Raw genomic sequence first — 22,636 nt, forward strand, 5'->3', positions numbered from 1 at the left:
CGCCCGGGCGAAGTGACGGAGTTCTCATCCGGCACCGGATCCAGCTCGCCGACCCCACCGCCGGTCTCGTCGTCGTCCGGCTCGCCACCCGGCTCCGGGGCGAGTTCGTCGTCGCCGAAACGCTCGCCCTCGGCACCGGACGGCTCCTCGACGCCAGCTCCGGACAGGTCCGGCCTGACCGCTCCCGGGACGCGTCGGGGCAGATCACCGACGTGCATCCCGAGCTCACCGGCCAACGGACCGTCACCCCGGCCGGCCAGCTCGCCGCCACCCGACAGCTCACGGTCACCATCGGCCAGTTCGGAGCCACCGCCCGGCAGCCGCAGGCTGGCCGGCTGATAGCCCGAGCGGGGCGTGGGAAACCCGGAGAAGTCGAAGTCCTCCTCGACCGGCCGGTCCCCCAGGGAGGTCGGGGCCTGCCCGGGCGGCACCGGCTCGGTCGGCTCGCCGTGCACCCGGGCGACAGCCTCGTCGTTCTCGACGCTGCTGGTCGCCATGGCCGGCCGGTTGCGCAGGAAGCGGGCCCGCCCCCGGGACAGGTCGTGCCCGACCGCGACCGCCTCCAACTCGTAGAGGGTGCGGTGGTTGCCGGCCTCGTCGGTCCAGTCGCGGGTGTAGAGGCGGCCCGCCACCACCACCGGGTCACCGACCATCACCGAGGCGGCCACTCCCTCGGCGAGCTTGCGCCAGCAGTTGACCCGGACGCGCAGGCTGTTGCCGTCCACCCACCGGCCGCTGTCCCTGTCCAGGCGGCGGGCGGTCGAGGCGACCTTGAAGTTGGCGACCAGGGTGTTGCTCTGCGTCGTACGACGCCACTCGGGTGCGGTCAGCACATTGCCGACGATTGTGACGTAGGTATCGAACATCGTCCCCTCCCAGGGGTTCAGGGCCTGCCGTGGCGAGTCGACTCGGAAGCCAGCCTGACGGGACCGCCCGGGCCGCGTAGGGGCCGACGGCGAAGCTGTGGACAACCGGACCGCCTGTGGACAAGAACCTGATCAAGTGCCCGGTGTGCTAGCCGGCGTCGACGTCGGCGGTGCAGGCAGCAGGAGGCCGGGCACGCGCGGAGCTGGCTACCGGCGCGCGTATCGCGGCGCTGCGGTGCCTTGCCTGCATGACCCTCGACCCGGTCGGGCCCTCAGGATCGTCGCGTCAGCCGGTCGAGACCGATGGGCGCGCTGGGGCATGCCGACACCGTCGACGATGACAGGCCGCCTTCCACCCCTGCCTGCACCTCGGTGTGGCGATGGCCAACGTCGACCGCTTCCTCACTCCGGACGGGTGGTGGCGGCTCCGGTGGGCGGACTGCCGAGCGGCGCCATAATCCAGCGTTCGCCGGTCCACTCCACGTTGTAGCGCCAGGTCGTGCGGTCGGCCGGGCCGCTGACCACCATCGACAGCGCGTAGACCCGCGGAGCCAGCGAGGTCCACGACACGTCGGACAGCACCCAGCCCGCGCCTCCGTACGCCGCGAGCCGCTTGGCCGCGTCCCCCCGATGGGCTTCGTTACCCAGGTGCTGGCGCAGCCCCGGTTCGTCCTTCGCCTGTAGCAGCGACACGTACTCCTCCGCGTAGCCGCGAAGGGTCGCCGGGTCCGGACTCGACGACTCGTCCGGATCGCTGCACCCGCCGAAGACGGCGGCGAGGAGAGCCAACGCAAGGATCCTCGCCACCGTCCGGCCAACACTTCGTGTCATGTACGTCCCGCTAGTAGTTCGCGTTGCCCCAGTCAGCCAACACCTGGTTCATGGACCGGCGGTACCGATTGCTCGTGTGGTACGTCAGGTACGCTGTTCCGCCGCTGACGTACGACACCATCATCGTGTGATCCTTACTGCCGTCCCTGGTGCCGTCGACCTGCAGTACGTCGCCGATGCCCATGTTCCAGACGTTGCCGAGGCTGGTTTACGCGACGGCTGTGAGTGTAGGCGAAGCTCGCCCAGTAGTTGACGTTGATCCATGACCAGGTCTCGTTCGACGAGTTGTACCACCAGCTTTCGGCACTGCGGTACCAACCGAGATCATCGCCCCACCCACCTGCCCGCAACGCCTGGCTGGCGAAGTTCCCGCGGTCCCCACCGACGTCGTTGAACGAGCGGTAGCCCGGGATCGCGGCCGGGGTCTGCGCCGCCGGCGGGATCGGCGGCGGGGCGTCCGCCTTGCCCGCGTCGCGGTGGACCACCGACTCGGCCTGCCACAGCGGCAGCAGGCCGGCGGGTTCGAGCTGCCGGTCCTCCGTCAACTGCCGACGCCCCGATCTTCTCCGGCCGAGCCGACAGCGGCACCGACGGCGGGTGCATTCACCACCGCTCCGGCCGTGACAAGGATCAGTTCGCCGGCCGCCAAAGCCGAGACACACCTGGTTGCCGATCTCCTCAATTGCGTTCGAGAGGCACGGTTTCCGGTCACATCACTCGTGATCGGCAACGCGCTGGCCGGCCTGCAGCGCAGCGAATTCGGCGAAACCTGACAGGGCCGGGGCCGACCGGACCCGGCGACGGTACTGCCGGCGGCAGGAATCGACGTACGGTCGCCGGAGTGAGGTGGACGCCGACGGGGTAAGGAGTTGATCAACCAGAGCTGGCCGGTCGATCCCGACCCGGCCGGCACGGCACGGCACGTCGATCGGGTGCCCCAGGTGCCGGATCCGATGAGAAAGGTCAGCGACGATGACTCTCGACCCGCGTACCACCGGCTCCGTCCGTGACCGGCGGGAGGGACGGCGATGAGCGCGGCGACGAACCCGGCGACCGTCGCCGAGTGCCTGCGCGTCGGCGCCGGCTTCTCCCAGAGCGACCGCGACTGGATCGTGGCGCAGTTCGCGACCCTGGACGCGCGACTGGCCACGTTCCACGCCGACGCCACCGAGTTGGAGGTGTCGGTGAAGGACCGGGAGACGCGCGGGCAGAAGGTCACCCTGGAGTGCTGGATCGCCGGCTGGCAGAAGATCGTCACCACCTCCGGTGAGGAGGATCTCCGCGCGGCGCTCAACGACGTCCGTGACGACCTGCGCCGCCGGCTGAACGACACCAAGACCCGGCAGGAGCCCCGCAACAACAAGCACGTCCGGGAGATGGGCCGGACCGTGCCGGAGCAGGCCGCCGAGGCCGATCTGTCCCAGGCCGCCGCCGACACCGAGCCCACCCGGATCGACGCCGAGACGGCCTGACCGGTCCGTCCCCGGCCCCCGCTCGCCCGGCGACCGACATGCCCAGCCGTCAGGGGCGTCAAGGGATGAACGGGGGTCGGCGCGACGGTCCGGGCGGGTCGGACCTGGGCTACCGCCGAGTAGCTTGCGGGCGTACCGTCGGCTGAGTGGAACAGGACGTGCTGGGGCCGCCGTACGAGCGGCAGACAATCGACCTGGGCACCGACGACGAGGGCGCGGTGGTCGCCACCCTGGTGCGACGCCGCGCCGAACGCCCCACCGGCCGGGCGGTGCTCTACGTGCACGGGTACGTCGACTACTTCTTCCAGACCCACGTGGCTGACTTCTTCGCCGCGCGCGGCTGGGACTTCTACGCCCTCGACCTGCGCAAGTACGGCCGCAGCCTGTTGCCGCACCAGACCCCGAACTTCTGCCGCGACCTGAGCGACTACTTCCCGGAGCTGGACGCCGCCGCGAAGATCGTCCGGGCGGACGACGGCCACGACACGCTGCTGGTCATGGGCCACTCCACCGGCGGGCTGATCGTCTCGCTCTGGGCACACGCCCGACGCGACGCCGGGCTGGTCGACGGGCTGGTCCTCAACAGTCCCTTCTTCGACCTCAACGTCCCCTGGCTGCTCCGCCGCCCCCTCGCGGCCGCCGCCTGCCGGCTGGGCCGCCGCGCACCGCACCGGGTCCTCCCCCTGGGCCTGCGAACGGTGTACGGCGAGAGCCTGCACGCCGCGCATCGGGGCACCTGGACGTACGACCTGGCCTGGAAGCCGCTCGGCGGGTTCCCGGTACGGCTCGGCTGGTTGAACGCGATCCGAACCGCCCAGCGGCAGCTGCGGGCCGGGCTGGACATTCCGGTGCCGGTGCTGCTGGCCTGCTCGACCCGCAGCTTCAAAGGTCTCCGCTGGCAGGAGTCGGCGATGCTGGCCGACGCCGTGCTGGACGTGGAACACATGGTCCGCTGGGCGCCCCGACTCGGCCGGCACGTCACCCTGGCCCGTTTCGACGGCGGCATGCACGACCTGACACTCTCCGGCCCTGCCGTACGCGAGAAGGTCTTCGCCGAGGTCGGGCGGTGGGCCGAGGCGTTTCTCGGCGCGGGTCCGACGGAGGCCGGCCCCGCCGACCCCGCCCCGACCCGGATCGTGCTGCCGGGCGGCCGGTCGCCGGCCGACGAAGGCGAGCGGGCCCCGGCCGGCTGAGTCAGTCCCTCGCCGGCAGCTCCGCCACGATCTGGTCGAAGGTGGCCAGCGGATGCCCGTCCTCGCCGGGCAGCACCACACCCAGGCAGCGCAGCCCCACCTCTCCGGCGGCGTCGGGTCGGACCGCGAAGACCGGTGCCCCGACGTACCCGGGCGGCAGCGCACCGGTCAGGCGCAGCCCGTCGCCCGCGCGGACCGCCCGCTCGACCGCCACCTCCAGCGGCCGGGATCCGTCATCGCGGACTCCAAGCGCCAGCAGCACGGCCGAAACGGGCTCCGCGCCGATCCGGGCCACGTCGCCGGCGTCGGCCGCGACCACGGCCGGCACCGGTTGGGTACGCCAGCGCCAGCCCTCGGTCGCCGCCCGCTCGTGCAGCCCGCCGGTGGGCAGCGCCGCCACCCCGGTGCCGGGCCGGTGCGCCCACCCCCCGGCCGGCAGCAGCAGCGCGTCAGCGGCCACCCCGGGCGGCTCGGTCACGCTCGGCCGCAGACCGACCTCGACGGCCTGCGGGTACGTCAGGGCGTCGGCGGTGAGCAGGAACTCCCCGGTCGGATGCTGGAAGAAGAACGCCGTGCCGGGTGGGCCGTCCCCGGTCGGCCGCAGCGGCAGGATCGCCCGCCCGAGAAGCTGACACAACTCGTAGGCGACCTCGTTCTCGGCGTCCGGTTCCAGCAGCACGGCCCCGAGGGTACGGGGTGCATTCGGCTCGCAGGGCTGGTGACCGCGACGACGGTGGCGCGCGACGCCGACCACCACCCATTCCCGCGCGGGCTCGGAGGGCGGCGGTACCCTCTTGGCGCGACATGCATGTTGCGCGCCCGTAGCTCAGCGGATAGAGCAGGGGACTTCTAATCCCAAGGCCGCAGGTTCGAATCCTGCCGGGCGCACCACCATTACCGCAGGTCAGCGGCTTTCCGCTCCCGGTCCTAGAGATCATCACGGCTCCCGTACAGCCATTCGTACAGCCGAGTCACCCGAAGAGGTGCTTGGCGGCGTCGGCCACGGCCTCCCGCTCGATCGCCGGCAGGCCGTGCGCGTGGGTGTTCATCGCCAGCCCGATCTGCCTGTGCCCAGCACCTTTCATCACCGTCCGGGGCGAGGCACCGGAGACGAGCAGGAACGTCGCGCAGGCGTGCCGCAGGTCGTGCAGACGCAACCAGTCGAGGCCGGCTGACGCCCGGATCTTGTGCCATGTCCGGTCGATGTGGTCCGGGTCCACCGGCGTTCCGACCTTGGACGCGAAGACCAGGCCGTGATCCTGCCACCGCTCCCCCGCCGCCAACCGGTCCGCGGCTTGCTGCCGACGGTGCGCGCGGAAGGAGGACGAGAGTCTGCGCCGGCACCGGAACAGCCCGCCGGGACCGCTCCGTCTTGGGTGCCACGATCTGCAACCTGCCCTCGGCACGCTGGACGTTTGCCGAACAGTCAGGGTGCCGGTGTCGAAGTCGATGTCCGACCAGGCGAGCCCGAGTAGTTTCCCACGACGGAGCCCGACCGTCAGGGCACAGACGTACAACGCTTGCAGGCGATGACCCCGCAGCGCATCATGGCGGCCCGCAAGCGGGCCGCGCTCGGCCTGCTGGCGGCGCAAGCGCCGACATCGGCCGGCGCGCCGGCCGATGTTGCAGACTGCGCCAGGTAACCAGAACCGATGCCTCCGGCGGGGATCTTCGACAGAGATGGGGCCGCCCACCTCTACCGTGAGTCCGGGCGAAGCCGAACAGACCTGGCGCCCCGGCCCGTTCCACGGTGTGCGGGCTCACGGCGGAAATGGGCATTAGGTAAGGCGCGAGGCGACAGCCTCAAGGGGATGAACTGTACGGCGCGTATTGAACGCTGCGGGACCGGCGACGCCAGGCGGGCAGCGGAAGGCAGCCAGCTAGGCCCTCATATCCGGTATGGGTCTCGACCGACCCATCGGGCATCACCACCTCGATGAGGGAGCGTTTCCGCGCAAGAACCTCACGGACGCGTCCCGCAACGACCGAACGAGCCATGTCATCGAGGAAGGCCAGGTCCTCGGACACCGGGCGAAGTTCCCATCTGCCGCCGTACTCGCCAACCTGTAGGACGATCTCGTCGCCGAAGTCGGCCCAACCGAAGGCGCGAGCGTAGGGATTCGTCGGCGTGATCGACACAGACAAGCCCCATTGGGGGTTCTCAATCTTCACCTCTGCTGCGCCAACCAGCTCGTGCGCCAACCGGGTAGCCAGACCTAACGTCGCAGAGGTTGCTGGACCAAATCCGCCCGGCACGTCTTGCGAGTTGGTGTTGCTCATGCGCGGGAACTGTACAGCCATCCATACAGCCAAGCCTGCCTGCGAATGGCGACGCTGCCCGACAATGACGGACGGGCTGACCAGGAACACAGCTGCCCGACCGGCCATCCCTGATCTTCTTCTAATCCCAAGGCCGCAGGTTCGAAGCCTGCCGGGCGTACAGGCACTTCCCGAATCTGACCGGCTCGCGTGGGTGGATCGAGACTCAGCGAGCCTGGGCTTCGATGAGGAGGCGGTGATCACGGACGACCAAGCGCCCATCGACGCGGATGCGGGAGTCCCACACCGCCGCAGGCCGGAGTTCCGTCCGGCCTGCGGCGTGCCATCGCCGGTGGTGGTCAGGCGACCCGGTTGGCTGTCCAGCGCTGCGACGGGTCGGTGGTCGAGCAGCTACCCAGTGCCAGCTGGGCGCCGGCCCAGGTGCCGTTGGACTGCACGCACAGGCTGGCCGATCCGGCCGGCCTGATCTGGTACGTCACGCCGGACTGAACCGCGAACGTCCACTGCTGGGACTGCTGCGCGCCGTTGCAGGTCTGCCGCACCACGAGCGCTCCCGCCACCGCGGCGCCACCGGCGACGGTGATGCACTTGAGACTGTGCTGGCTCATCAGCAGGTAGACACCACCGGCGGTCGAGTACAGCCGCCACTGCTGGTTGGCCCTGCCGTTGCCGGGCCAGTTGACGAGGTTGGCACCGTCGTACTCCCGGAAGTCGTACAGGTCCATGGCCATGTTGGCGCCGTTGTCCACCAGGTCGTTGGTGAGCATCAGCACCGCGCCCGACTCGGCCTCGCCGGCCGGTGCGGTGCCGGTGCCCGTGGTGACGGTCAGCGGCTGGGACTCTGCCGAGGTACGGACGACGCCGCCGATGGTCACCCGGTGCCGGACGGTGTAGGTGCCGGCGGTGCCCGGAGTGAGCCCGGTCACTTGTACGGTGGGCCGCCATGCGGGGGCCGTCGCGACGACCGCGCCGTTGCGCAGCAGCTCGAACTCTTCGATGAAGCTACCGCCCTCCGGTGCGATGCTCGGCTCGAACGAAAACGCGATCGAGGTGCCCTCCACGTCGGTGGCGCGCAGGTTCTGCGGCGCCAACGGTGGGATGGTGGTCATCGCCGGCACGGAAGCGCCGTGCTGCAGGTACAGGCTGTGCAGGGCGGCGTCGAAGTGGCTCGGCAGGTAGGGGCCTTGCGGGCTGACCGCGAAGTAGTCGTCACCGTTGCAGTCCAGCAGCCGCACCGCCAGCGGGTCGGGACAGGCGGTCGGGGCGTTGACCTGGCACAGGGTCTCGTTGCCGTCGGTGCAGTGCCCGCCCCCGTCGTGGTTCGGGCCGCCCGGCGGAGCAGGATCGGCGCGCTCCCGCATGGGGATGGATGCGAGTGCCGCCTCGCTCATGAGCTGCGGGACGAGTCGGACACCACCACCGGTCGGTCGAACTCGGTCGGCAGCTCGACCCGCATCCCGCGCCAGGGTCTTGACCATCCTCCGGCTGTAACACAAGATGTCACGACAAGGAGGGGTGATGGCGGCGAACAGTCGGTTGACCATCGCGACGCACGCACTGGCGTGGCTCGCGCTGGCGCAGCGACGTGGTCAGGAGGTGCTGACCTCGGACCAGGTCGCCGCCAGCGTCAACACCAACCCCGTGATCATCCGACGTAGCCTCGGAGACCTGCGGCGAGCCGGGCTGGTAACGGTTCGCCACGGTGCCGGCGCCGGCTGGAGCCTGGCCCGCCCGCCCGAGGAGATCACCCTGCGCCAGGTGTACGACGCGGTAGCAGCGGAGCCGCCGTTCGGTCTGCACCACACCGAGCCCAACCTGAAGTGTCCGGTCGGCCGGGGCATCCGGCCCGCCCTGAGCGCGGTCTACGTCCGGGTCGAGCAGGCCATGCAGCAGGAACTGGCGACCACGTCCATTGCCGACGTGCTTCGCGAGAGCTTGATGCGGTAGTTGTGCGGTGCGGTGGCTGACACCACCGCACTGCGGCCATTACTGTAACTAGAATTGTTACACCATACAGCGAGGAGCATCTGTGGGAACCGTACGGTGTCCGGTGGTGGAACTACGGCAGTACACCCTGCATCCGGGGCAGCGCGACGTGCTGATCGACCTGTTCGACCGGGAGTTCGTCGAGCCCCAGGAGGCGGCAGGCATGACCGTCCTGGGGCAGTTCCGCGACCTCGACGACCCCGACCGGTTCGTGTGGCTCCGGGGTTTCGACGACATGCCGCGCCGCGCGGAGGCGCTGGCGAGCTTTTACGGCGGACCGGTCTGGCAGGCGCATCGCGACGAGGCGAACGCGACAATGGTCGACTCTGACGATGTCCTGCTGCTGCGGCCAGCCTCGGCGCGGGGCGGGTTCCCGGCGCCGGTCGCCGCCCGGCCAGCCCTCGACTCGCCGGGGTCGGCACCGTCGCTCGTACTCGCCACGATCTGGCACGGTGTCGGCCCCTTCGATACCGCGTTCGTCGAGTTCTTTGAGCGGCGGGTCCGGCCGCTACTCGCCGAGAGCGGCGGTGAGCCGCTGGCGTATCTACATTCGGACCATTCCGCGAACACCTTCCCGGCGCTGCCGGTACGAACCGGCGAGGAGGTCTTCGTGTGGTTCGCGCGGTTCGCCGGCGAAGGTCGGTCCGATGAGTACCTGGAGCGCCTGCACCATTCGGAACGCTGGTCCGAGGAGGTGCTGCCCGCCCTGTCCCGCTGGGTTGGGACGTCACAACGACTGCGCCTCGCCCCCACCGAGCGGTCGCTGCTGCGGTGAGCGGCTGTCACGGTCGGTCGGCGGTGCCCCAGCTCTGCCGGAGCAGGGCCAGCAGGCCGTGACCGTCCTCGATTCGCGCGTCCGGTTCCGCCTCGGCGTGGGCGGACTCCCGGTCGGTACGCGGGGAGCGCATCAGGATCGCCGCCTGCGCTCCGGCCCGGCGGGCGCAGGCGATGTCACGGTGGAGGCTGTCGCCGACGAACCAGCACCGGTCGATCGGCACGCCGATGGCGTCAGCCGCCAGCAACGCCAACCTCGGATTGGGTTTGCGCAGGCCGGCTTCGTCGCTGTAGAACTCGGCGGCGAACAGGCCGGACAGGCCGGCGGCGGCGAGGAAATCGCGGTGCGCCGCACCGCAGAGCGCGTTGCTGACCACCGCCATCGGCAGGCCCACCTCGGCGGCAGCGTGCAGAGCCGCGGAGACCCCCGGCCGCACCGCCCACCCGGCACGCCAGTTCCAGGCGTACGCCAGCGGCGTCGCCTCCCGCTCCACCGCCTCCCGGGCGTCCCGGGGCCAGTTTCGGGTCACGAACTCCGCCCACACCTGGGCGTGTGACAGCTCGACGGGCTCGGCCGACCTGCCCTCGGCGTCGCGCCAGCGGGCGTACGCCCGGTCCCCCGCCTCGAGGTCCGCGGCGATCCGCTCGGCCGGGACCGCACCGGCGACCAGTTCGGACAGTCGGCGCACCAGATCCGGCGGCGCCGGTGGTTGCGGCGGGGCGTCGGCCAGGACGCCACCGAAGTCCAGCAGAAGCGCGCCAGGCGGTCGGAGCATTACGCCATCCTCCCGCATCCGGGGTGACAACGGCAGAGGTCGGCCCGACGGCGTCCCGCCGGGCGGAACCATCGTCCGGCGGCGTTCGCGGTGAGAACAGCCAGCTGGTCCTGTCGGTCGGGCTCGCTACCCTCTCCCCGTGACCGACACTGCCGGTACCGCACGGGTGCCCACTGTTGACGACGAGGCCCGCTTCTGGGCGCTGGTGGAGACCGCCTGGGCGCCGCTCGGCCCGGAGCCGGCGGCGCTGCGCCGGGCCCTGGCGACCCGCGACTCCGACGCTGACGACCTCGACCCGTACGCCTTGGACGCCTGGCTGGCTCCGTTCCTCGCCAACCTCCGCGCGCTCTGCGCCGACCTGTCCGGCCCGGAGCTGACCGATCTGGACCGGGTGGTCGAACGCAAGCTGTACGACATCGACCGGCGGGACGTGCAAGCGGTCACCGACGGCTCCGACGACGGCTTTCTCTACGCGCGGGGATGGATCGTCGCGCTGGGCCGCGAGTTCTACGAGGCGGTCCGCGCCGACCCGACGATGGCGGTGGTCGACGCCGACTGCGAGCAGATGTGCTATTTCTTCGCCCACCTGCACGCCGAACGATTCGGTGACTGGTCCGACACCGGATCGGGGATCTCCCGAGAGTCGGTCAGCAACCCCACCGGCTGGCCGCCCGAGGACTGACGCCGCTGTCATGAGTGCTCTCAGGGGCGTTGCCGCGCGTCCCGCCACGCGCTGCCGTCGAGCGCTCCCTCGACGTGGTCCGGCAGGCCCACGCCGAATGCGGCATGTTGTGCCATCCATCGCGGGGATACGGCAGTTTGCGGCACGTGGAGGCGGACGGACCGGCGGACGGACCGACCCGGCGACGGGTAACCCTGGCGGGCGGGGCGGCGGCCGTGGGGAGCGGCCGCCGCCCCCGCGGTGCCCCGGGCCGGGCACCGCCGCCGACCCGCGTCGCGGGAACGACCCGGGGGGTGTCGTCGTCCGCGCGACGCGGCCGGCCGGCGCCGGGCGGGCGGAGGGGGAGGGTTCCCGCCCAGCGCCTTTCGGTGTCTCCAGCGTCGCCACCCTGGGAAATGTCACACGAGCCCGGCCGCAAGCGTCGGCCGCCGCGACCGCGCACGACCACGCCGGCCCGTCCCGTGATCCGGCCCCGGCGAGATCAGGAGGTGGCGGGGCGTCGGCCGCGCCGGTCCAGCTCGACCGCCTCCGCCGGGGTGGGCGCCGTGCCGCCCAGGTGGGCCGGCTGCCACCAGGCGTCCTCCGGGCCGGCGGGCTTCTCCGGGTATTCCTGCTGGGCCCGGTCCACCAGCGCGGACAATCGGCTCTTCAACTCGGCCGTCATGGCGTTGGCGTCCGGGTAGGCGGCCGGGTCCATCGGCTCGCCGAGGAGGATGGTGATCGGGGTGTGCCGGCGGGTGAGGTTCTTCGGGCGACCCTTGGTCCACAGCCGCTGGGTGCCCCAGAGCGCCACCGGCAGCAGCGGCACCGCCGCGTCCTGCGCCATCCGGGCAGCCCCGCTCTTGAGGTCCTTGACCGTGAACGACCGGCTGATCGTCGCCTCGGGGAAGACGCCGACCACCTCTCCCCGGCGCAGCGCCCCCACCGCCGTGTTGTACGACCCGGCGCCCGCCGACCGGTTCACCGGGATGTGCTTCATGCCGCGCATCAGGGGACCGGAGACCTTGTGCGCGAAGACCTCGTGCTTGGCCATGAACCGAACCAGGCGGCCCGACTCCTGGGCACCGTAGCCGCAGAAGATGAAGTCCAGGTAACTGACATGGTTGCTGGCCAGGACGGCCCCGCCGGAGCGTGGGACGTGGTGGCTGCCCTCGACGGTCAGTCGCAGGTCGAGGACCCGGAACATCGTCTTGGCGGCGGCGATCACGGGCGGATACACGAGTTCCGGCATCCGGCAACTTTACCGCGCGTAGGTTACGCCGCCGTAGGGGCCGAGCGGGTGTGGTGCAGTTCGAGCCGGCCCCGGGCGAAGGCGTCGACCCGACCCCACCGGCCGGGAATGTCCAGCACCTCGATCCGCCCCATGCCCACCGGCAGCACCGGATCCACCGCCAGGTGCCCCTCGTGCGGCTCCAGGCCCAGCATCGTCCGGATCAGCAGCAGTGGGGCACCCGTCGACCATGCCTGCGGGCTGCACGCGGTCGGGTACTCGACCGGGAACTTGGTCTGCTCCCGGGGATAACCGCCGAACGCCTCCGGCAGCCGGCCGTCGAAGTATCGGGCGGCGTCCAGGATGCCGCTGGCGATGGTGCCGGCCTCCTCGGCGAAGCCGTACCGGCGCAGCCCCCAGGCGATGAAGGAGTTGTCGAACGGCCAGATCGTGCCGTTGTGGTAGCCGATCGGGTTGTACCGCACCTCCCCCGCGGCGAGGGTGCGCACCCCCCACCCGGTGAAGAGCCGGTCGGAGACCAGATGCTCGGCCACCCTCTCGGCCCGGTCGTGGTCGACGATGCCGCTCCACAGCAGGTGCCCCATGTTCGAGCTGAGCACGTCGCACTGCCGGCCGTCGGGGTCCAGGCCGAGGGCGTAGAACTCACCGTCAGCCACCCACCAGTCCCGGTTGAACCGCTCCTTCAGCTGCGCGGCCTCCCGCTCCAGTTGGTCGGCGTACGCCGGGTCGCCCCAGAACTCCCGGGCCATTCGGGCGGCGCGCAGCTTCGCGTCGTACGCGTACCCCTGCACCTCGCAGGTGGCCCGGGGAAACGGCGGCAGCGTGCCGTCGGAGTACGAAATCGAGTCCCAGGAGTCCTTCCAGCACTGGTTCTCCAGGCCGGTGTCGGCATTGCGCCGCTCGTACCAGATGTAGCCGTTGCCAACCAGGTCGGCGTAGTCGTCGATCCACCTGAGCGCGCGCCGGCACTCCGGTTCCAACTCCCTGACCAGTGCGACATCCCCGCTCCACCGCTCGTACTCGTCGAGCAGGACCACGAACAGCGGGGTGGCGTCGACGGAGCCGTAGTACGGCGAGTGCGGCTGCTCCTCGAACGCGGCCGTCTCGCCGTAGCGCATCTCGTGCAGGATCCGGCCCGGATCCTCGTCCCGGAAGTCGTCGAACCGGGTGCCCTGGAGGGCGGCGAGGATACGCAGCGTGGTCTTCGACAGCTCGGGCGCGAAGGGCAGCACCTGCAGACAGGTCAGGATGCTGTCCCGGCCGAACATCGTCATGAACCAGGGCAGGCCCGCGGCGGGCAGGGCCTGGCCGCGCAGGGAGAGCGGCGAGAAGCGCAGCGCGGCGAGGTCGACCAGGCTACGCCGGTACGTGGCGGCCAGGTCCTCGTGTTCGCTGTTCACCTTCGGCGCCCTGGCGATCCACTCCTGTAGGTCGTGCTCGAGGGCGAGCCGCTCGGTGCCGTGCGCCTGCAGGCCCATCCGCAGGTCGCGCCCGCCCGGGCCGAGCGCGACGGTGTGCACGTCGATCGAGGTCTCCCACTGCTCGTTCGCCTCCAGGTGCACGGAGTACGCGAAGCCGTTGCGGTCGTACCGGGCCGGCTCGGACGACGAGATGATGGTTTCCCGGACGAAGTTGCCACGCCGGTACCCCAGCCGGAGCCGGTCCTCTTCGGGCTCGGCGTAGGTCTCGCCCTTCTTGTTGACGATCTCGTCCTTGACCTCGAACAGGTCGGCGAAGTCCGAGCCGGCCTCCATCCGGATCTCCAGGTCCACGGGCTTCTCGTCGTGGTTGAGGATGGTCACCTGCTCCCGGAAGCTGCCGCCGACCGCGCGCTCGCGGATGATCGACAGTTTGGCGTCGATGTAGTGGGTGGCCATCCCGGGCACCAGGAAGAAGCGGGCCTCGTAGTACTGGAGGTCGTCGTAGGAGAGCGCGTTGAGGCGTTCCCCGTTGACGGTGAGGATCCACTCGGACAAAAACCGGGTGTCGATGGAGAACAGGCCGGTCGGCTCGCTCGGGGTCGCCTCGATGTCGCCGGTGTCCTGCGACACCACGAAGGTGTTGCCGTCCAGGATCCGGATCGTGTTGCTCGACGCCATCAGCGCACCTCCCTGCGGAAGAGCCGGCGCGGCCCGGTCGATTCCGCCGGGCCGGGGAAGATCCGTTCCACCTGCGCCACGAGCCGTGGGTCGCCCGTCACCGTCATGTCCCCGCGCAGCAGCGCCGCCATCCCGTTGCCCCGGCCGGCGGCGATCTCCTCGAAGGTCTCCGGGCTGGTGCCGATGACCGTGTCGGCCTCCCGGTCGTCCTGGGTGACCCGCAGGTTCCCCCGGTCGATCTCGAGTAGCCAGTGGGTGGTCTGCGCCCCCTGCTGCAGGTCGAAGCGCAACTTGCCGGAAGCCTTGGCCAGCGCGGGATCGTATCCCCGCCGGTCCAGATCCTCGAAGAACCGCGTGGTCGCGTCCACCGTCGGGCCCTCTCTTCCCGTCGTGCCACGGCATGGCGAAGTACTCCGGCGGGGTGCCCACCGACAGCCGGGTCAACCTCGCCCGGATCGGGTGAGGCCCCGCAACCGGCACGCGAGCCGGTGCGGAAACGGCGACGCCGGCCCCGGGAAGGGACCGGCGTCGCATCGCCCGCGGTGGGCGGTCAGTTGTTCGGGTCGTCGGCACTGATGTCGGCGAGCACGGACTGCGGCTCCCGCTCGACCGCCAGGTCACCCATCGAGATCAGGCCGACCAGCCGGCCGTCGTCGATCACCGGCAGCCGCCGGACGGCGTACGTGCGCATCAGGTCGGCGGCGGCGACGGCGTCGTCGTACTGGCTGACCGTCACCAGATCCCGGCTGCTGATCTCCTTCAGGCGGGTGGTGTTCGGATCCTTGTTCTCCGCCACGGCGCGGACGGTGATGTCCCGGTCCGTCACGATGCCGACCACGTCGTCACCCGCCGTCACCACCACGTCCCCGATCGCGCTATCGCGCATCTCCTGCGCCGCCGCGGTGAGCGTGTCGTTCGCGTCCATGGTCACCAACCGGGTCGTCATGAACTCTCCGACCGTTGTCATGGTGCTCCCCTCTCGGTGTCGGCACGCCCGACTACCCGGCGTCACCGGACCGGTAACCCGCCCGCCGCGGCTTCAGCCGCGTTCGGCGGCGACCAGCTCGGCGAGCTGCACCGCGTTCAACGCGGCACCCTTGCGCAGGTTGTCGTTGGAGCAGAAGATCGCCAACCCGTGCTCGACGGTCTCGTCGGCCCGGATCCGGCCCACGTAGGTCGGGTCCTGGCCGGCGGCCTGAAGCGGGGTCGGTACGTCCGACAGGGCCACACCCGCAGCGCCGTCGAGCAGTTCGCGGGCCCGTTGAGGGGTGATCGCCCGGGTGAAGCGGGCGTTGATCTGGAGCGAGTGGCCGGTGAAGACCGGTACCCGCACGCAGGTGCCGGAAACCCTGAGGTCGGGGATCTCCAGGATCTTGCGGCTCTCGTTGCGGAGCTTCTGCTCCTCGTCGGTCTCGGCGGAGCCGTCGTCGACGATGGAGCCGGCCAACGGCAGCACGTTGAAGGCGATCGGCCGGGCGAACGACCGCGGGGCGGGGAACTCCACGGCCGAGCCGTCGAAGGCGAGCCCGGCGGCGTCCTCGGCGACCTTGCGGACCTGCTCGTCCAGCTCGGCCACGCCGGCCAGGCCGGCCCCGGAGACCGCCTGGTACGTCGAGACGACGAGGGCGGCCAGCCCCGCCTCCTCGTGCAGCGGACGCAGCACCGGCATCGCGGCCATGGTGGTGCAGTTCGGGTTGGCGACGATGCCCTTCGGGCGGTCGGTGATGGCGTGCGGGTTGACCTCGGCGACGACCAGTGGCACCGCCGGGTCCATCCGGAACGCCGAGGAGTTGTCGATCACCACGGCGCCGGCGGCGGCCACCCGGGGGGCCAGCTCCTTCGCGGTGCCCTTGCCCGCCGAGAAGAGCACGATGTCCAGCCCCGAGTAGTCGGCGGTCGCCGCGTCCTCGACAATCACCTCGCCGTCGCGCCAGGGCAGGGCACGCCCGGCCGACCGGGCGGAGGCGAACAACCGCACCTGCTCCGCCGGGAAGTCACGCTCCGCCAGCACCTGCCGCATCACGCCACCGACCTGGCCGGTGGCCCCCACAATGCCGATCCTCATGCCCGCGAGGCTACCCACGCGGCCCGGCCGGATGGGAATCCTTTCCCACCGCCCGGGCCGGCGCCGCCGGTGACGCGACCGGAATCACACCTGATGGTCGGTGACCTCGCCCAGGCCGGTGGCGACGAGATCGTCCCGGATCAGGGCCGCGTCGCCCTCGACCACGAGGGTGAGCGCCTCGGGATGCAGGTGCGCGGCGGCTGCGGCGGAGACCTGCGCCACATCGGCGGCGAGCAGCGACTCGCGCAACCGGGCGTGGTAGTCGTCGGGCAGGTCGTGCACCACCAGGGTGGTCAGCGCCGAGGCGATCGCCCGGGGGCTCTGCAACTCGACCGAGAGCTGACCGGCCCGCCACGAACGGGCCACCGCCAGCTCGTCCTCCGTCACCCCGGTCAACTGGGTACGGGTGATCTCCCCCACCGCCTCGACCAGAGCCGGGGCGGTCACCGCGGTCTGCACGCCGGAGGCGACCGCGAACCGACCGAACCGGCGGGACGAGGCGAAGTCGCCCCGGATGCCGTACGTGTAGCCCCGCACCTCCCGGATCAGATGGTTGAGTCGGGAGGTGAACGCCCCGCCCAGCACCGTGCCGGCCAACGTCATGGGCACGTGGTCGGGGTGGGCGCGGTGCGGCGACGGGTGCCCGAGTCGCAGCGTGGACTGCACCGAGCCGGGCCGGTCCACGAGGATGATCCGCCGGCCGGGGCGTGGCGACACGTCGATCGGACCGCCCCGATCCGCCGGGCCGCCGCCGGTGCCGGCGAACGCCGCCGCGCCGAGCGCGTCCAGGTCGAGCCGGTCCAGGTCACCGGCGACGACCAGGGTGCCGGGGCGGATGAACCACTCGGAGTGGAAGACGGTGACGTCCTCGACGTCGAGGGCGGCCACCGACTCCGGGTCGCCGTACATCGGCCGGCCCCAGCGGTTGTCGTGCCCGAACAGGTCGGCGCGGAGCACCGCGTCGGCGCGCGGACCCGGGTTCGCCCAGTCCATCCGCAGCGCGTTCGCCTCGTCGTCACGGACCCGACGTACGTCCTCCGGTTCCAGCCGGGGGGTGCGGACCGCCTCGGCCAGCAACTCGACGGCGGCGCCCAGCCGCTCCACCGGCACCTGGACGCTGACCTGGAACGAGTCCCAGTCCATGCCGGTGACCAGCTCGGTGCCGAGCCCCTCCACGGCAAGGGCGAACGCGGTGGCGTCCCGTTGCGCGGTGCCCTCCTCCAGGGCCTTGGCGAGCACCCCGGCGAGCCCTTCCTTGCCGACTGGTTCCCGACCGGCTCCGGCGTCGAGCAGCAACACCGCCACCGCGAGGTTCTGCCCCGGCAGGTGAGCGGCGACGACCCGGCCGCCGGCGACGTCGCGCCGGACCACCGTGGGGAACCGGTACGGGCGGGCGACCCCCGTGCCGGGACGGGCGGCGATCAGCGTCATGAGGGCTTCTCCTCGGGCACGTAGGTCAGGGTCACCCGGTCGGCGGCGCCGAGCACCTCGGCGGCCGTCTCGGCGATCTGCTCGGCGGTCACCGTGAGCCAGGCGGGCAGCCGCTCGGCCGCCTTCGCCGGATCGCCGAACTGGGTGGCGTACCGGCCGAGGGTGTCGGCACGGCCGTCCACGGTGGACATCTGTCGCCACCAGGCGGTGCTCAGCAGTGCCTTGGCCCGGTCCAGCTCGGCGTGGGTCACCGGGACGGTGGCCAGTTCGTCGACCACCTCGGCGACTCCGGCGGCCAGTCGCTCGGCGGTGACCCCGGGGCGGGCGGTGGCGGTGACGATCAGCGGCGCCGGTGCGTGTGCCAGGTCCACCCCGTACGCCCCGACGGTGTCCGGCTGGGCGATCCGTTCCCCGTCGGCGAGCCGCTGGTACAGGCGGCTGCCCCGGCCGCTGCCGAGCACGGCGGCGAGCACGGTGGTCACGTCGTACCCGGGGGTGCCGAACGGGTGGGTGCGGTGCGCGACGTACACGCGGGGGGCGGGCACGTCCGCGGTGACGGTCTCGACGGCGGCCCGCCCGGTGGTCGCGACGTCACGGCCGTCCGGGGCGGCGGGGATGTCCGCCCGCGCGGGGATCGCGCCGAAGTACTTCTCGGCCAGCGCGAACACCTCGGCGGCGGAGGCGTCGCCGACGACGGTGAGCACCGCGTTGTTCGGGGCGTAGTACCGGGCGTGGAACTCCTGGAAGGTGGCCAGGTCGGCGGCGTTCAGGTCGGCCATCGAACCGATCGTCGCGTGGTGGTACGGGTGCCCCGGCGGGTAGAGCAGCGGCAGCAGCCGCAGCCAGGCGTCGCCGTAGGGGACGTTCTCGTACCGCTGCCGGCGCTCGTTCTTCACCACGTCGCGCTGGTTGTCCAGCGTCTCCTGGGTCAGCGCCGGGACCAGTCCGCCCATCCGGTCGGCCTCCAGCCAGAGCGCCAACTCCAGCTGCTCGGCCGGCACGGTCTCGAAGTAGTTGGTGCGGTCCGGGTTGGTGGTGGCGTTGAGCGACCCGCCGGCCCCCTGGATCAGCTTCATGTGCTCGGTCTTGGCCACGTTGAGTGAGCCTTCGAACATCAGGTGTTCGAAGAGGTGGGCGAAGCCGGTCTGCCCCGCCGGCTCGTGCCGGGAGCCCACGTCGTACCAGAGGTTGACCGCCACCGCCGGCGCGGTGCGGTCCTCGCTCACCACCACACGCAGGCCGTTGTCCAGTCGGGTCGTCTCGATGGGCCAGGGGTAACCGCTGTCGGGCATGCCCCGACGCTATCCGATCTCCGGGGCGGAACGGGACTCCCGGGACGGGCGTGCCTGTGCCGATGGCATCGACCGGCCGGCGCGGGGTACCGCAGGGGTATGCGCAACCGCTCTACCACGCTCGCCGTCGCCGGGACCGCCGTCGCCGGGGCCGCCGCCGTCCTGGCCGGCTGGCGCAAGGCCCGCCTGCTGCATCCGGTCGGCCGCACCTTCACCGCCGAGGTGACGATCTGGGGTACGCCGGACCGCCCCACCGGGGTCCGGTTGCTGGACGACCCCGGCCGCTACCGGGCCACGGCGCGGCTGTCGCAGGGGGTGCCGACCCCCGGCGCATGGCCGGACGTGCTGGGGCTGGCCGTGCGGCTGCACCGGCCACCGGGTCGCCCGTTCGACCTGCTGGTCAGCTCCAGCGGTGCCGCGCCGGTGCTGCGCCACCTGCCGCTGCCCCGCCGCCGCTTCGCCGGGACGTACAGCACGATCATGCCGTACCGGGTGGGACGGCGGCGACTCTGGCTGGCGGCGCTGGCCGACCCGGACTCGGTTGACCTGGGCCGGAACCTCGGCGAGGTGGCCGCGGCGGCCCGGGCGGGAGCACCGCGGCTGGTGCTCGCGACGGCGTCCGCCACCGGGCCGTGGCGGCCGTTCGGGCAGGTGACCCTGGGCGACCCGCTGGACGCCCGGACGGACGCGGCGATCGCCTTCGACCCGGTGGGCAACCTGCCACCGGGCCTGCGGGCGGCGGGTCCGGTCGCCTGGCTGCGCGAGCAGACCTACGCCGGGTCCCGCCGGGCACGGGGTGCGTCGACGCGGTGGCCACCGCCGGGGCGACCACCGCGTCGCCCGCTGTCCTAGTCCGGAGGTTCGCTCACCGCCACCGTCTGATCGGAGGTGCGGTGCTCCAGCACCGTGTCGGGGGCGGCGTTCTGGTCCGCCTCGCGGATGTCGGACTCGGTGAGGATCGCCTCGGCCTGTGCCTGCGGGTCGTCGCTGCCGACCGCCGCCTCCTCCGGCAGCAGGTGGGCGCGGGACTCCATCCGTTCCTGGTCGCTCTGCTCGTGGGTCATGTCGATGGTGTTACCCCGGTGTCCGGTCAGCGGAACGGGCCGCGCACCTCGTAGGTGATGCCGCCGGAGGAGAAGCCCGAGGTGCCGCGCTGGGACGAGAAGTAGAGCCGGCTGCCGTCCGGGGAGAACGCCGGGCCGCAGATCTCCGAACTGCTCTGCCCGCTGATCCGCACGAACGGCGCGACCACCCCGGCCGGCGTGATCAGGTTGATTTCCATGTTGCCGCCGTCCTCGGCGACGTAGAGGTCCCCCGAGCCGGTGCCGGTGATGTTGTCCACCCCGGTCAGTGGGGCGGTGCCGGAGACCAGCGAGTCGTCGTACGCCAGGTCGATCCGCTGGTTGACCGCGTCGTACGCCCAGACCCGGTTGTCGCCCTTGGTGGTGAACCAGCACGTGCCGTCGGCGTACCAGCAGCCCTCGCCGCCGTTGAACCTCTTCGCCCCGGAGACCTGGCCGCGGGTGGCGGTCGGAGAGCCGTCCGGGTCGGGCACCGGCGCCCAGGTCACCGGTCCGCTGGTGGCGGTCCCGGCGACCAGCACCTCCAGCGTTCCGCTCGACAGGTCGCCCCAGACGGTCGGGGTGAACCGGTAGAAGCAGCCGTTGCTCTCGTCCTCGGTGAGGTAGATGACCTTGCGGTGCGGGTCGGCCGCCGCCGCCTCGTGTTTGAACCGCCCCAGCGCCGGGCGCTGCACCGCGTTGGTGCCGCCCTGCGGGTAGGTCTCGTAGACGAAGCCGCGGCTGACCTCCTCGCAGGAGAGCCAGGTGCCCCACGGGGTGGCGCCGCCGGCACAGTTCTGGTTGGTGTTCGACAGGATCCGGTACGCCGAGGCGATCGTCCCGTCGGCGTGGAAGCGGATCGCCGAGGCCCCACCGCCCGGGGTGATCTCCGAGTTGGAGACGTAGATCCAGCCGGTGCCGGCGGTGAAGCAGGCGCCGCCGTCGGGGGCGTCGTGCCAGCTGTACGAGGTGCCGGGCACGACCTGCCGGGAGCGGGCGATCACCCGGCTGGTGAAGCCGGCGGGCAACAGGAGGCCGTTGGCGTCGGCGGCGCCGAGCGGCCCGTACGGGCTCGGGCCGGGCTGGGCCGGGGCGGCCGACGCCACGCCGGACCACAGACTGCCGGCGAAGGCGGCGGCACCACCGGCGACGGTGGCGCGCAGGACGGTACGACGGTCCATCAGACCTCCCAGATTGCTGTAGGTGCCGACGAAGTTACCGACGAGGGCATCGACGCGGGTAAACTCCAGGCGAGGCTTTCCGGACAGCCCGGTGAGCCTTCCCCGACCGGTCGGGTACGCTGGTCGACGTGACGTGCTCGTATCGATGGTTTAGGCAGCCGGCTCCGACGCCGGTGACCTCACCATGAGCTGACGTCACCTGAGTTCGAGCCGGCCGGGCAGGAGCTGAAGTTCCTGCCCTTTTGCGTACGAGCAGCCGGCTCCACCCGGGTACCGGCCCCGGGCACGGTCGGCGGAAGGAATCCCACCGTGACGACCCCGGAGACCGGCGCGGTCATCGACCAACGGATCGACCGCGTCGTGCCGTTGACCACCCCCGCTCTGCTCCTGCACGAACTGCCCCTGGACGCCCCGCTCACCTCGGCCGTGCTGGCCGGGCGGCGCGCGGTCGGCCAGGTGCTGGACCGCGCCGACGACCGGCTGCTGGTGGTGGTCGGCCCCTGCTCGGTGCACGACCCCGCCGCGGCCCTGGACTACGCCCACCGGTTGCGCGAGGCCGCCGACCGGTACGCCGAGGACCTGCTGGTGGTGATGCGGGTCTACTTCGAGAAGCCGCGCTCCACGGTGGGCTGGAAGGGCCTGATCAACGACCCGGCGTTGGACGGCTCGGGCGACGTCAACCGCGGGCTGCGCGTCGCCCGGGCGCTCCTGCTCGACGTGCTGCGCCTCGGCCTGCCGGTCGGCTGCGAGTTCCTCGACCCGATCACCCCGCAGTACATCGCCGACACCGTCGCCTGGGGGGCGATCGGCGCGCGGACCGTGGAGAGCCAGGTGCACCGGCAGCTCGCCTCCGGCCTGTCCATGCCGATCGGCATGAAGAACCGCCCGGACGGCAGCATCTCCACGGCGGTCGACGCGATCCGGGCGGCGGGCGTGCCGCACGTGTTCCCCGGCATCGACGTGTCCGGCACCCCGGCGATCATGCACACCCGGGGCAACGCCGACGGGCACCTGGTGCTGCGCGGCGGCAACGACGGCCCGAACTACGACGCCGAGTCGGTCGCCGGCGCGCTGGGCCTGCTGCGGGCCGCCGGGCTGCCCGAGCGGGTGGTCGTCGACGCCAGCCACGCCAACAGCGGCAAGGACCACCGCAACCAGCCGAAGGTCGTCGCGGACGTGGCGGCGCAGCTCGCCACCGGTCAGCGCGGCGTCGTGGGGATCATGCTGGAGAGCTTCCTGCTCGACGGCCGGCAGGACCTGGACCCGACCCGCGAGCTGACCTACGGGCGTTCGATCACCGACGCCTGCATTGGCTGGGACACCACCGACGAGGTCCTCGGCCACCTCGCCCAGGCCGTCCGTGCCCGCCGCGCCACCCTGCACACCCCCGCCTGAGCCAGCCAGCCGCCCCCGATC

24 protein-coding genes, 1 tRNA gene and 1 pseudogene are annotated in these 22,636 nt (G+C 71.7%); 9 read left to right on the forward strand and 17 right to left on the reverse strand.

What is annotated here, in order from left to right:
- Nucleotides 1-422: 422 nt before the first annotated feature.
- The 3 genes and pseudogenes from ssb to E1166_RS19195 all read right to left on the reverse strand — a co-directional run.
- A pseudogene (ssb, locus tag E1166_RS32740) lies at nucleotides 423-866 on the reverse strand (single-stranded DNA-binding protein); the annotation flags it as partial.
- Nucleotides 867-1,268: 402 nt separating this feature from the next.
- The gene (locus tag E1166_RS19185) at nucleotides 1,269-1,697 is read right to left on the reverse strand and encodes a hypothetical protein (RefSeq protein ID WP_207914354.1); all 429 of its coding nucleotides are present in this window, start codon (nucleotides 1,695-1,697) and stop codon (nucleotides 1,269-1,271) included.
- 134 nt (nucleotides 1,698-1,831) lie between these two features.
- On the reverse strand, nucleotides 1,832-2,242 hold the full coding sequence (locus tag E1166_RS19195; protein ID WP_165944378.1) for an amidase domain-containing protein: 411 nt from the start codon (nucleotides 2,240-2,242) through the stop codon (nucleotides 1,832-1,834).
- A gap of 75 nt (nucleotides 2,243-2,317) precedes the next feature.
- Here E1166_RS19195 and E1166_RS31055 point away from each other — a divergent pair, with 75 nt between their 5' ends.
- The 3 genes from E1166_RS31055 to E1166_RS19205 all read left to right on the forward strand — a co-directional run bounded on the left by E1166_RS31055 (nucleotide 2,318) and on the right by E1166_RS19205 (nucleotide 4,362).
- Nucleotides 2,318-2,470: a hypothetical protein gene (locus tag E1166_RS31055; protein WP_165944379.1), complete on the forward strand. Its 153-nt coding sequence runs from the start codon at nucleotides 2,318-2,320 to the stop codon at nucleotides 2,468-2,470.
- A gap of 255 nt (nucleotides 2,471-2,725) precedes the next feature.
- Nucleotides 2,726-3,169, forward strand: coding sequence for an HPF/RaiA family ribosome-associated protein (locus E1166_RS19200; protein ID WP_243710433.1), 444 nt, complete (start codon nucleotides 2,726-2,728; stop codon nucleotides 3,167-3,169).
- 146 nt (nucleotides 3,170-3,315) lie between these two features.
- Nucleotides 3,316-4,362 carry an alpha/beta hydrolase gene (locus E1166_RS19205; protein WP_132340704.1) on the forward strand — a complete coding sequence of 349 codons (1,047 nt, stop codon included), beginning with the start codon at nucleotides 3,316-3,318 and terminating at the stop codon, nucleotides 4,360-4,362.
- A gap of 1 nt (nucleotide 4,363) precedes the next feature.
- On the opposite strand, the gene E1166_RS19210 is transcribed toward E1166_RS19205, so the two are convergent.
- Nucleotides 4,364-5,041: a hypothetical protein gene (locus E1166_RS19210; protein ID WP_132340706.1), complete on the reverse strand. Its 678-nt coding sequence runs from the start codon at nucleotides 5,039-5,041 to the stop codon at nucleotides 4,364-4,366.
- Between the two features lie 136 nt (nucleotides 5,042-5,177).
- On the opposite strand from E1166_RS19210, the gene E1166_RS19215 reads away from it, so the two are divergent.
- Nucleotides 5,178-5,253 (forward strand) — tRNA-Arg (locus E1166_RS19215).
- Between the two features lie 80 nt (nucleotides 5,254-5,333).
- Here E1166_RS19215 and E1166_RS19220 read toward each other — a convergent pair.
- From E1166_RS19220 to E1166_RS19230, 3 genes are all read right to left on the reverse strand, one after another.
- A complete protein-coding gene (locus E1166_RS19220) occupies nucleotides 5,334-6,056 on the reverse strand; it encodes a tyrosine-type recombinase/integrase (RefSeq protein WP_132340708.1) in 723 nt (240 codons plus the stop codon).
- A 109-nt stretch (nucleotides 6,057-6,165) separates the two neighbouring features.
- Entirely contained in the window at nucleotides 6,166-6,642 is a 477-nt protein-coding gene (locus E1166_RS19225) for a hypothetical protein (protein ID WP_132340710.1), read from the reverse strand.
- A gap of 338 nt (nucleotides 6,643-6,980) precedes the next feature.
- Nucleotides 6,981-8,033: an RICIN domain-containing protein gene (locus E1166_RS19230; protein WP_207914356.1), complete on the reverse strand. Its 1,053-nt coding sequence runs from the start codon at nucleotides 8,031-8,033 to the stop codon at nucleotides 6,981-6,983.
- A gap of 127 nt (nucleotides 8,034-8,160) precedes the next feature.
- Between E1166_RS19230 and E1166_RS19235 the strand changes: the two genes are divergently transcribed.
- Nucleotides 8,161-8,589 carry an Rrf2 family transcriptional regulator gene (locus E1166_RS19235; protein ID WP_132340714.1) on the forward strand — a complete coding sequence of 143 codons (429 nt, stop codon included), beginning with the start codon at nucleotides 8,161-8,163 and terminating at the stop codon, nucleotides 8,587-8,589.
- Nucleotides 8,590-8,695: 106 nt separating this feature from the next.
- Nucleotides 8,696-9,403, forward strand: coding sequence for an NIPSNAP family protein (locus E1166_RS19240; RefSeq protein WP_243710434.1), 708 nt, complete (start codon nucleotides 8,696-8,698; stop codon nucleotides 9,401-9,403).
- 7 nt (nucleotides 9,404-9,410) lie between these two features.
- On the opposite strand, the gene E1166_RS19245 is transcribed toward E1166_RS19240, so the two are convergent.
- Nucleotides 9,411-10,178 carry an HAD family hydrolase gene (locus E1166_RS19245; protein ID WP_132340718.1) on the reverse strand — a complete coding sequence of 256 codons (768 nt, stop codon included), beginning with the start codon at nucleotides 10,176-10,178 and terminating at the stop codon, nucleotides 9,411-9,413.
- A 139-nt stretch (nucleotides 10,179-10,317) separates the two neighbouring features.
- Here E1166_RS19245 and E1166_RS19250 point away from each other — a divergent pair, with 139 nt between their 5' ends.
- On the forward strand, nucleotides 10,318-10,860 hold the full coding sequence (locus E1166_RS19250) for a DUF4240 domain-containing protein (protein WP_132340720.1): 543 nt from the start codon (nucleotides 10,318-10,320) through the stop codon (nucleotides 10,858-10,860).
- A 481-nt stretch (nucleotides 10,861-11,341) separates the two neighbouring features.
- Here E1166_RS19250 and E1166_RS19255 read toward each other — a convergent pair whose 3' ends face one another.
- The 7 genes from E1166_RS19255 to E1166_RS19285 all read right to left on the reverse strand — a co-directional run bounded on the left by E1166_RS19255 (nucleotide 11,342) and on the right by E1166_RS19285 (nucleotide 18,978).
- Complete coding sequence (locus E1166_RS19255) at nucleotides 11,342-12,091, reverse strand: lysophospholipid acyltransferase family protein (RefSeq protein WP_132269693.1); 750 nt, start codon at nucleotides 12,089-12,091, stop codon at nucleotides 11,342-11,344.
- 23 nt (nucleotides 12,092-12,114) lie between these two features.
- Nucleotides 12,115-14,190, reverse strand: a complete 2,076-nt coding sequence (locus E1166_RS19260) for a glycogen debranching N-terminal domain-containing protein (RefSeq protein WP_132340722.1) — start codon at nucleotides 14,188-14,190, stop codon at nucleotides 12,115-12,117.
- The gene (locus tag E1166_RS19265) at nucleotides 14,190-14,558 is read right to left on the reverse strand and encodes an SCP2 sterol-binding domain-containing protein (protein ID WP_132340724.1); all 369 of its coding nucleotides are present in this window, start codon (nucleotides 14,556-14,558) and stop codon (nucleotides 14,190-14,192) included. Before E1166_RS19265 ends, E1166_RS19260 begins: the two co-directional genes overlap by 1 nt.
- A 182-nt stretch (nucleotides 14,559-14,740) precedes the next feature.
- Complete coding sequence (locus tag E1166_RS19270; RefSeq protein WP_132269700.1) at nucleotides 14,741-15,157, reverse strand: CBS domain-containing protein; 417 nt, start codon at nucleotides 15,155-15,157, stop codon at nucleotides 14,741-14,743.
- Nucleotides 15,158-15,229: 72 nt separating this feature from the next.
- The gene (locus E1166_RS19275; protein ID WP_132340726.1) at nucleotides 15,230-16,255 is read right to left on the reverse strand and encodes an aspartate-semialdehyde dehydrogenase; all 1,026 of its coding nucleotides are present in this window, start codon (nucleotides 16,253-16,255) and stop codon (nucleotides 15,230-15,232) included.
- Between the two features lie 84 nt (nucleotides 16,256-16,339).
- Complete coding sequence (locus tag E1166_RS19280) at nucleotides 16,340-17,686, reverse strand: pitrilysin family protein (RefSeq protein WP_132340728.1); 1,347 nt, start codon at nucleotides 17,684-17,686, stop codon at nucleotides 16,340-16,342.
- Nucleotides 17,683-18,978 (reverse strand): pitrilysin family protein, encoded by a 1,296-nt coding sequence (locus E1166_RS19285; protein ID WP_132340730.1) that lies wholly within the window; start codon nucleotides 18,976-18,978, stop codon nucleotides 17,683-17,685. Before E1166_RS19285 ends, E1166_RS19280 begins: the two co-directional genes overlap by 4 nt.
- A 99-nt stretch (nucleotides 18,979-19,077) precedes the next feature.
- Here E1166_RS19285 and E1166_RS19290 point away from each other — a divergent pair, with 99 nt between their 5' ends.
- Complete coding sequence (locus tag E1166_RS19290) at nucleotides 19,078-19,830, forward strand: phosphodiesterase (RefSeq protein WP_132340732.1); 753 nt, start codon at nucleotides 19,078-19,080, stop codon at nucleotides 19,828-19,830.
- On the opposite strand, the gene E1166_RS19295 is transcribed toward E1166_RS19290, so the two are convergent.
- Entirely contained in the window at nucleotides 19,827-20,042 is a 216-nt protein-coding gene (locus E1166_RS19295; protein ID WP_207914358.1) for a hypothetical protein, read from the reverse strand. The genes E1166_RS19290 and E1166_RS19295 overlap by 4 nt on opposite strands.
- A 26-nt stretch (nucleotides 20,043-20,068) precedes the next feature.
- Entirely contained in the window at nucleotides 20,069-21,220 is a 1,152-nt protein-coding gene (locus tag E1166_RS19300; RefSeq protein WP_132269711.1) for an alkaline phosphatase PhoX, read from the reverse strand.
- A gap of 309 nt (nucleotides 21,221-21,529) precedes the next feature.
- Here E1166_RS19300 and E1166_RS19305 point away from each other — a divergent pair, with 309 nt between their 5' ends.
- Nucleotides 21,530-22,615: a 3-deoxy-7-phosphoheptulonate synthase gene (locus E1166_RS19305; RefSeq protein WP_132340734.1), complete on the forward strand. Its 1,086-nt coding sequence runs from the start codon at nucleotides 21,530-21,532 to the stop codon at nucleotides 22,613-22,615.
- The last annotated feature ends 21 nt before the right edge of the window (nucleotides 22,616-22,636 follow it).

This window comes from Micromonospora sp. KC213 (assembly GCF_004348325.1).
GTDB lineage: Bacteria > Actinomycetota > Actinomycetes > Mycobacteriales > Micromonosporaceae > Micromonospora.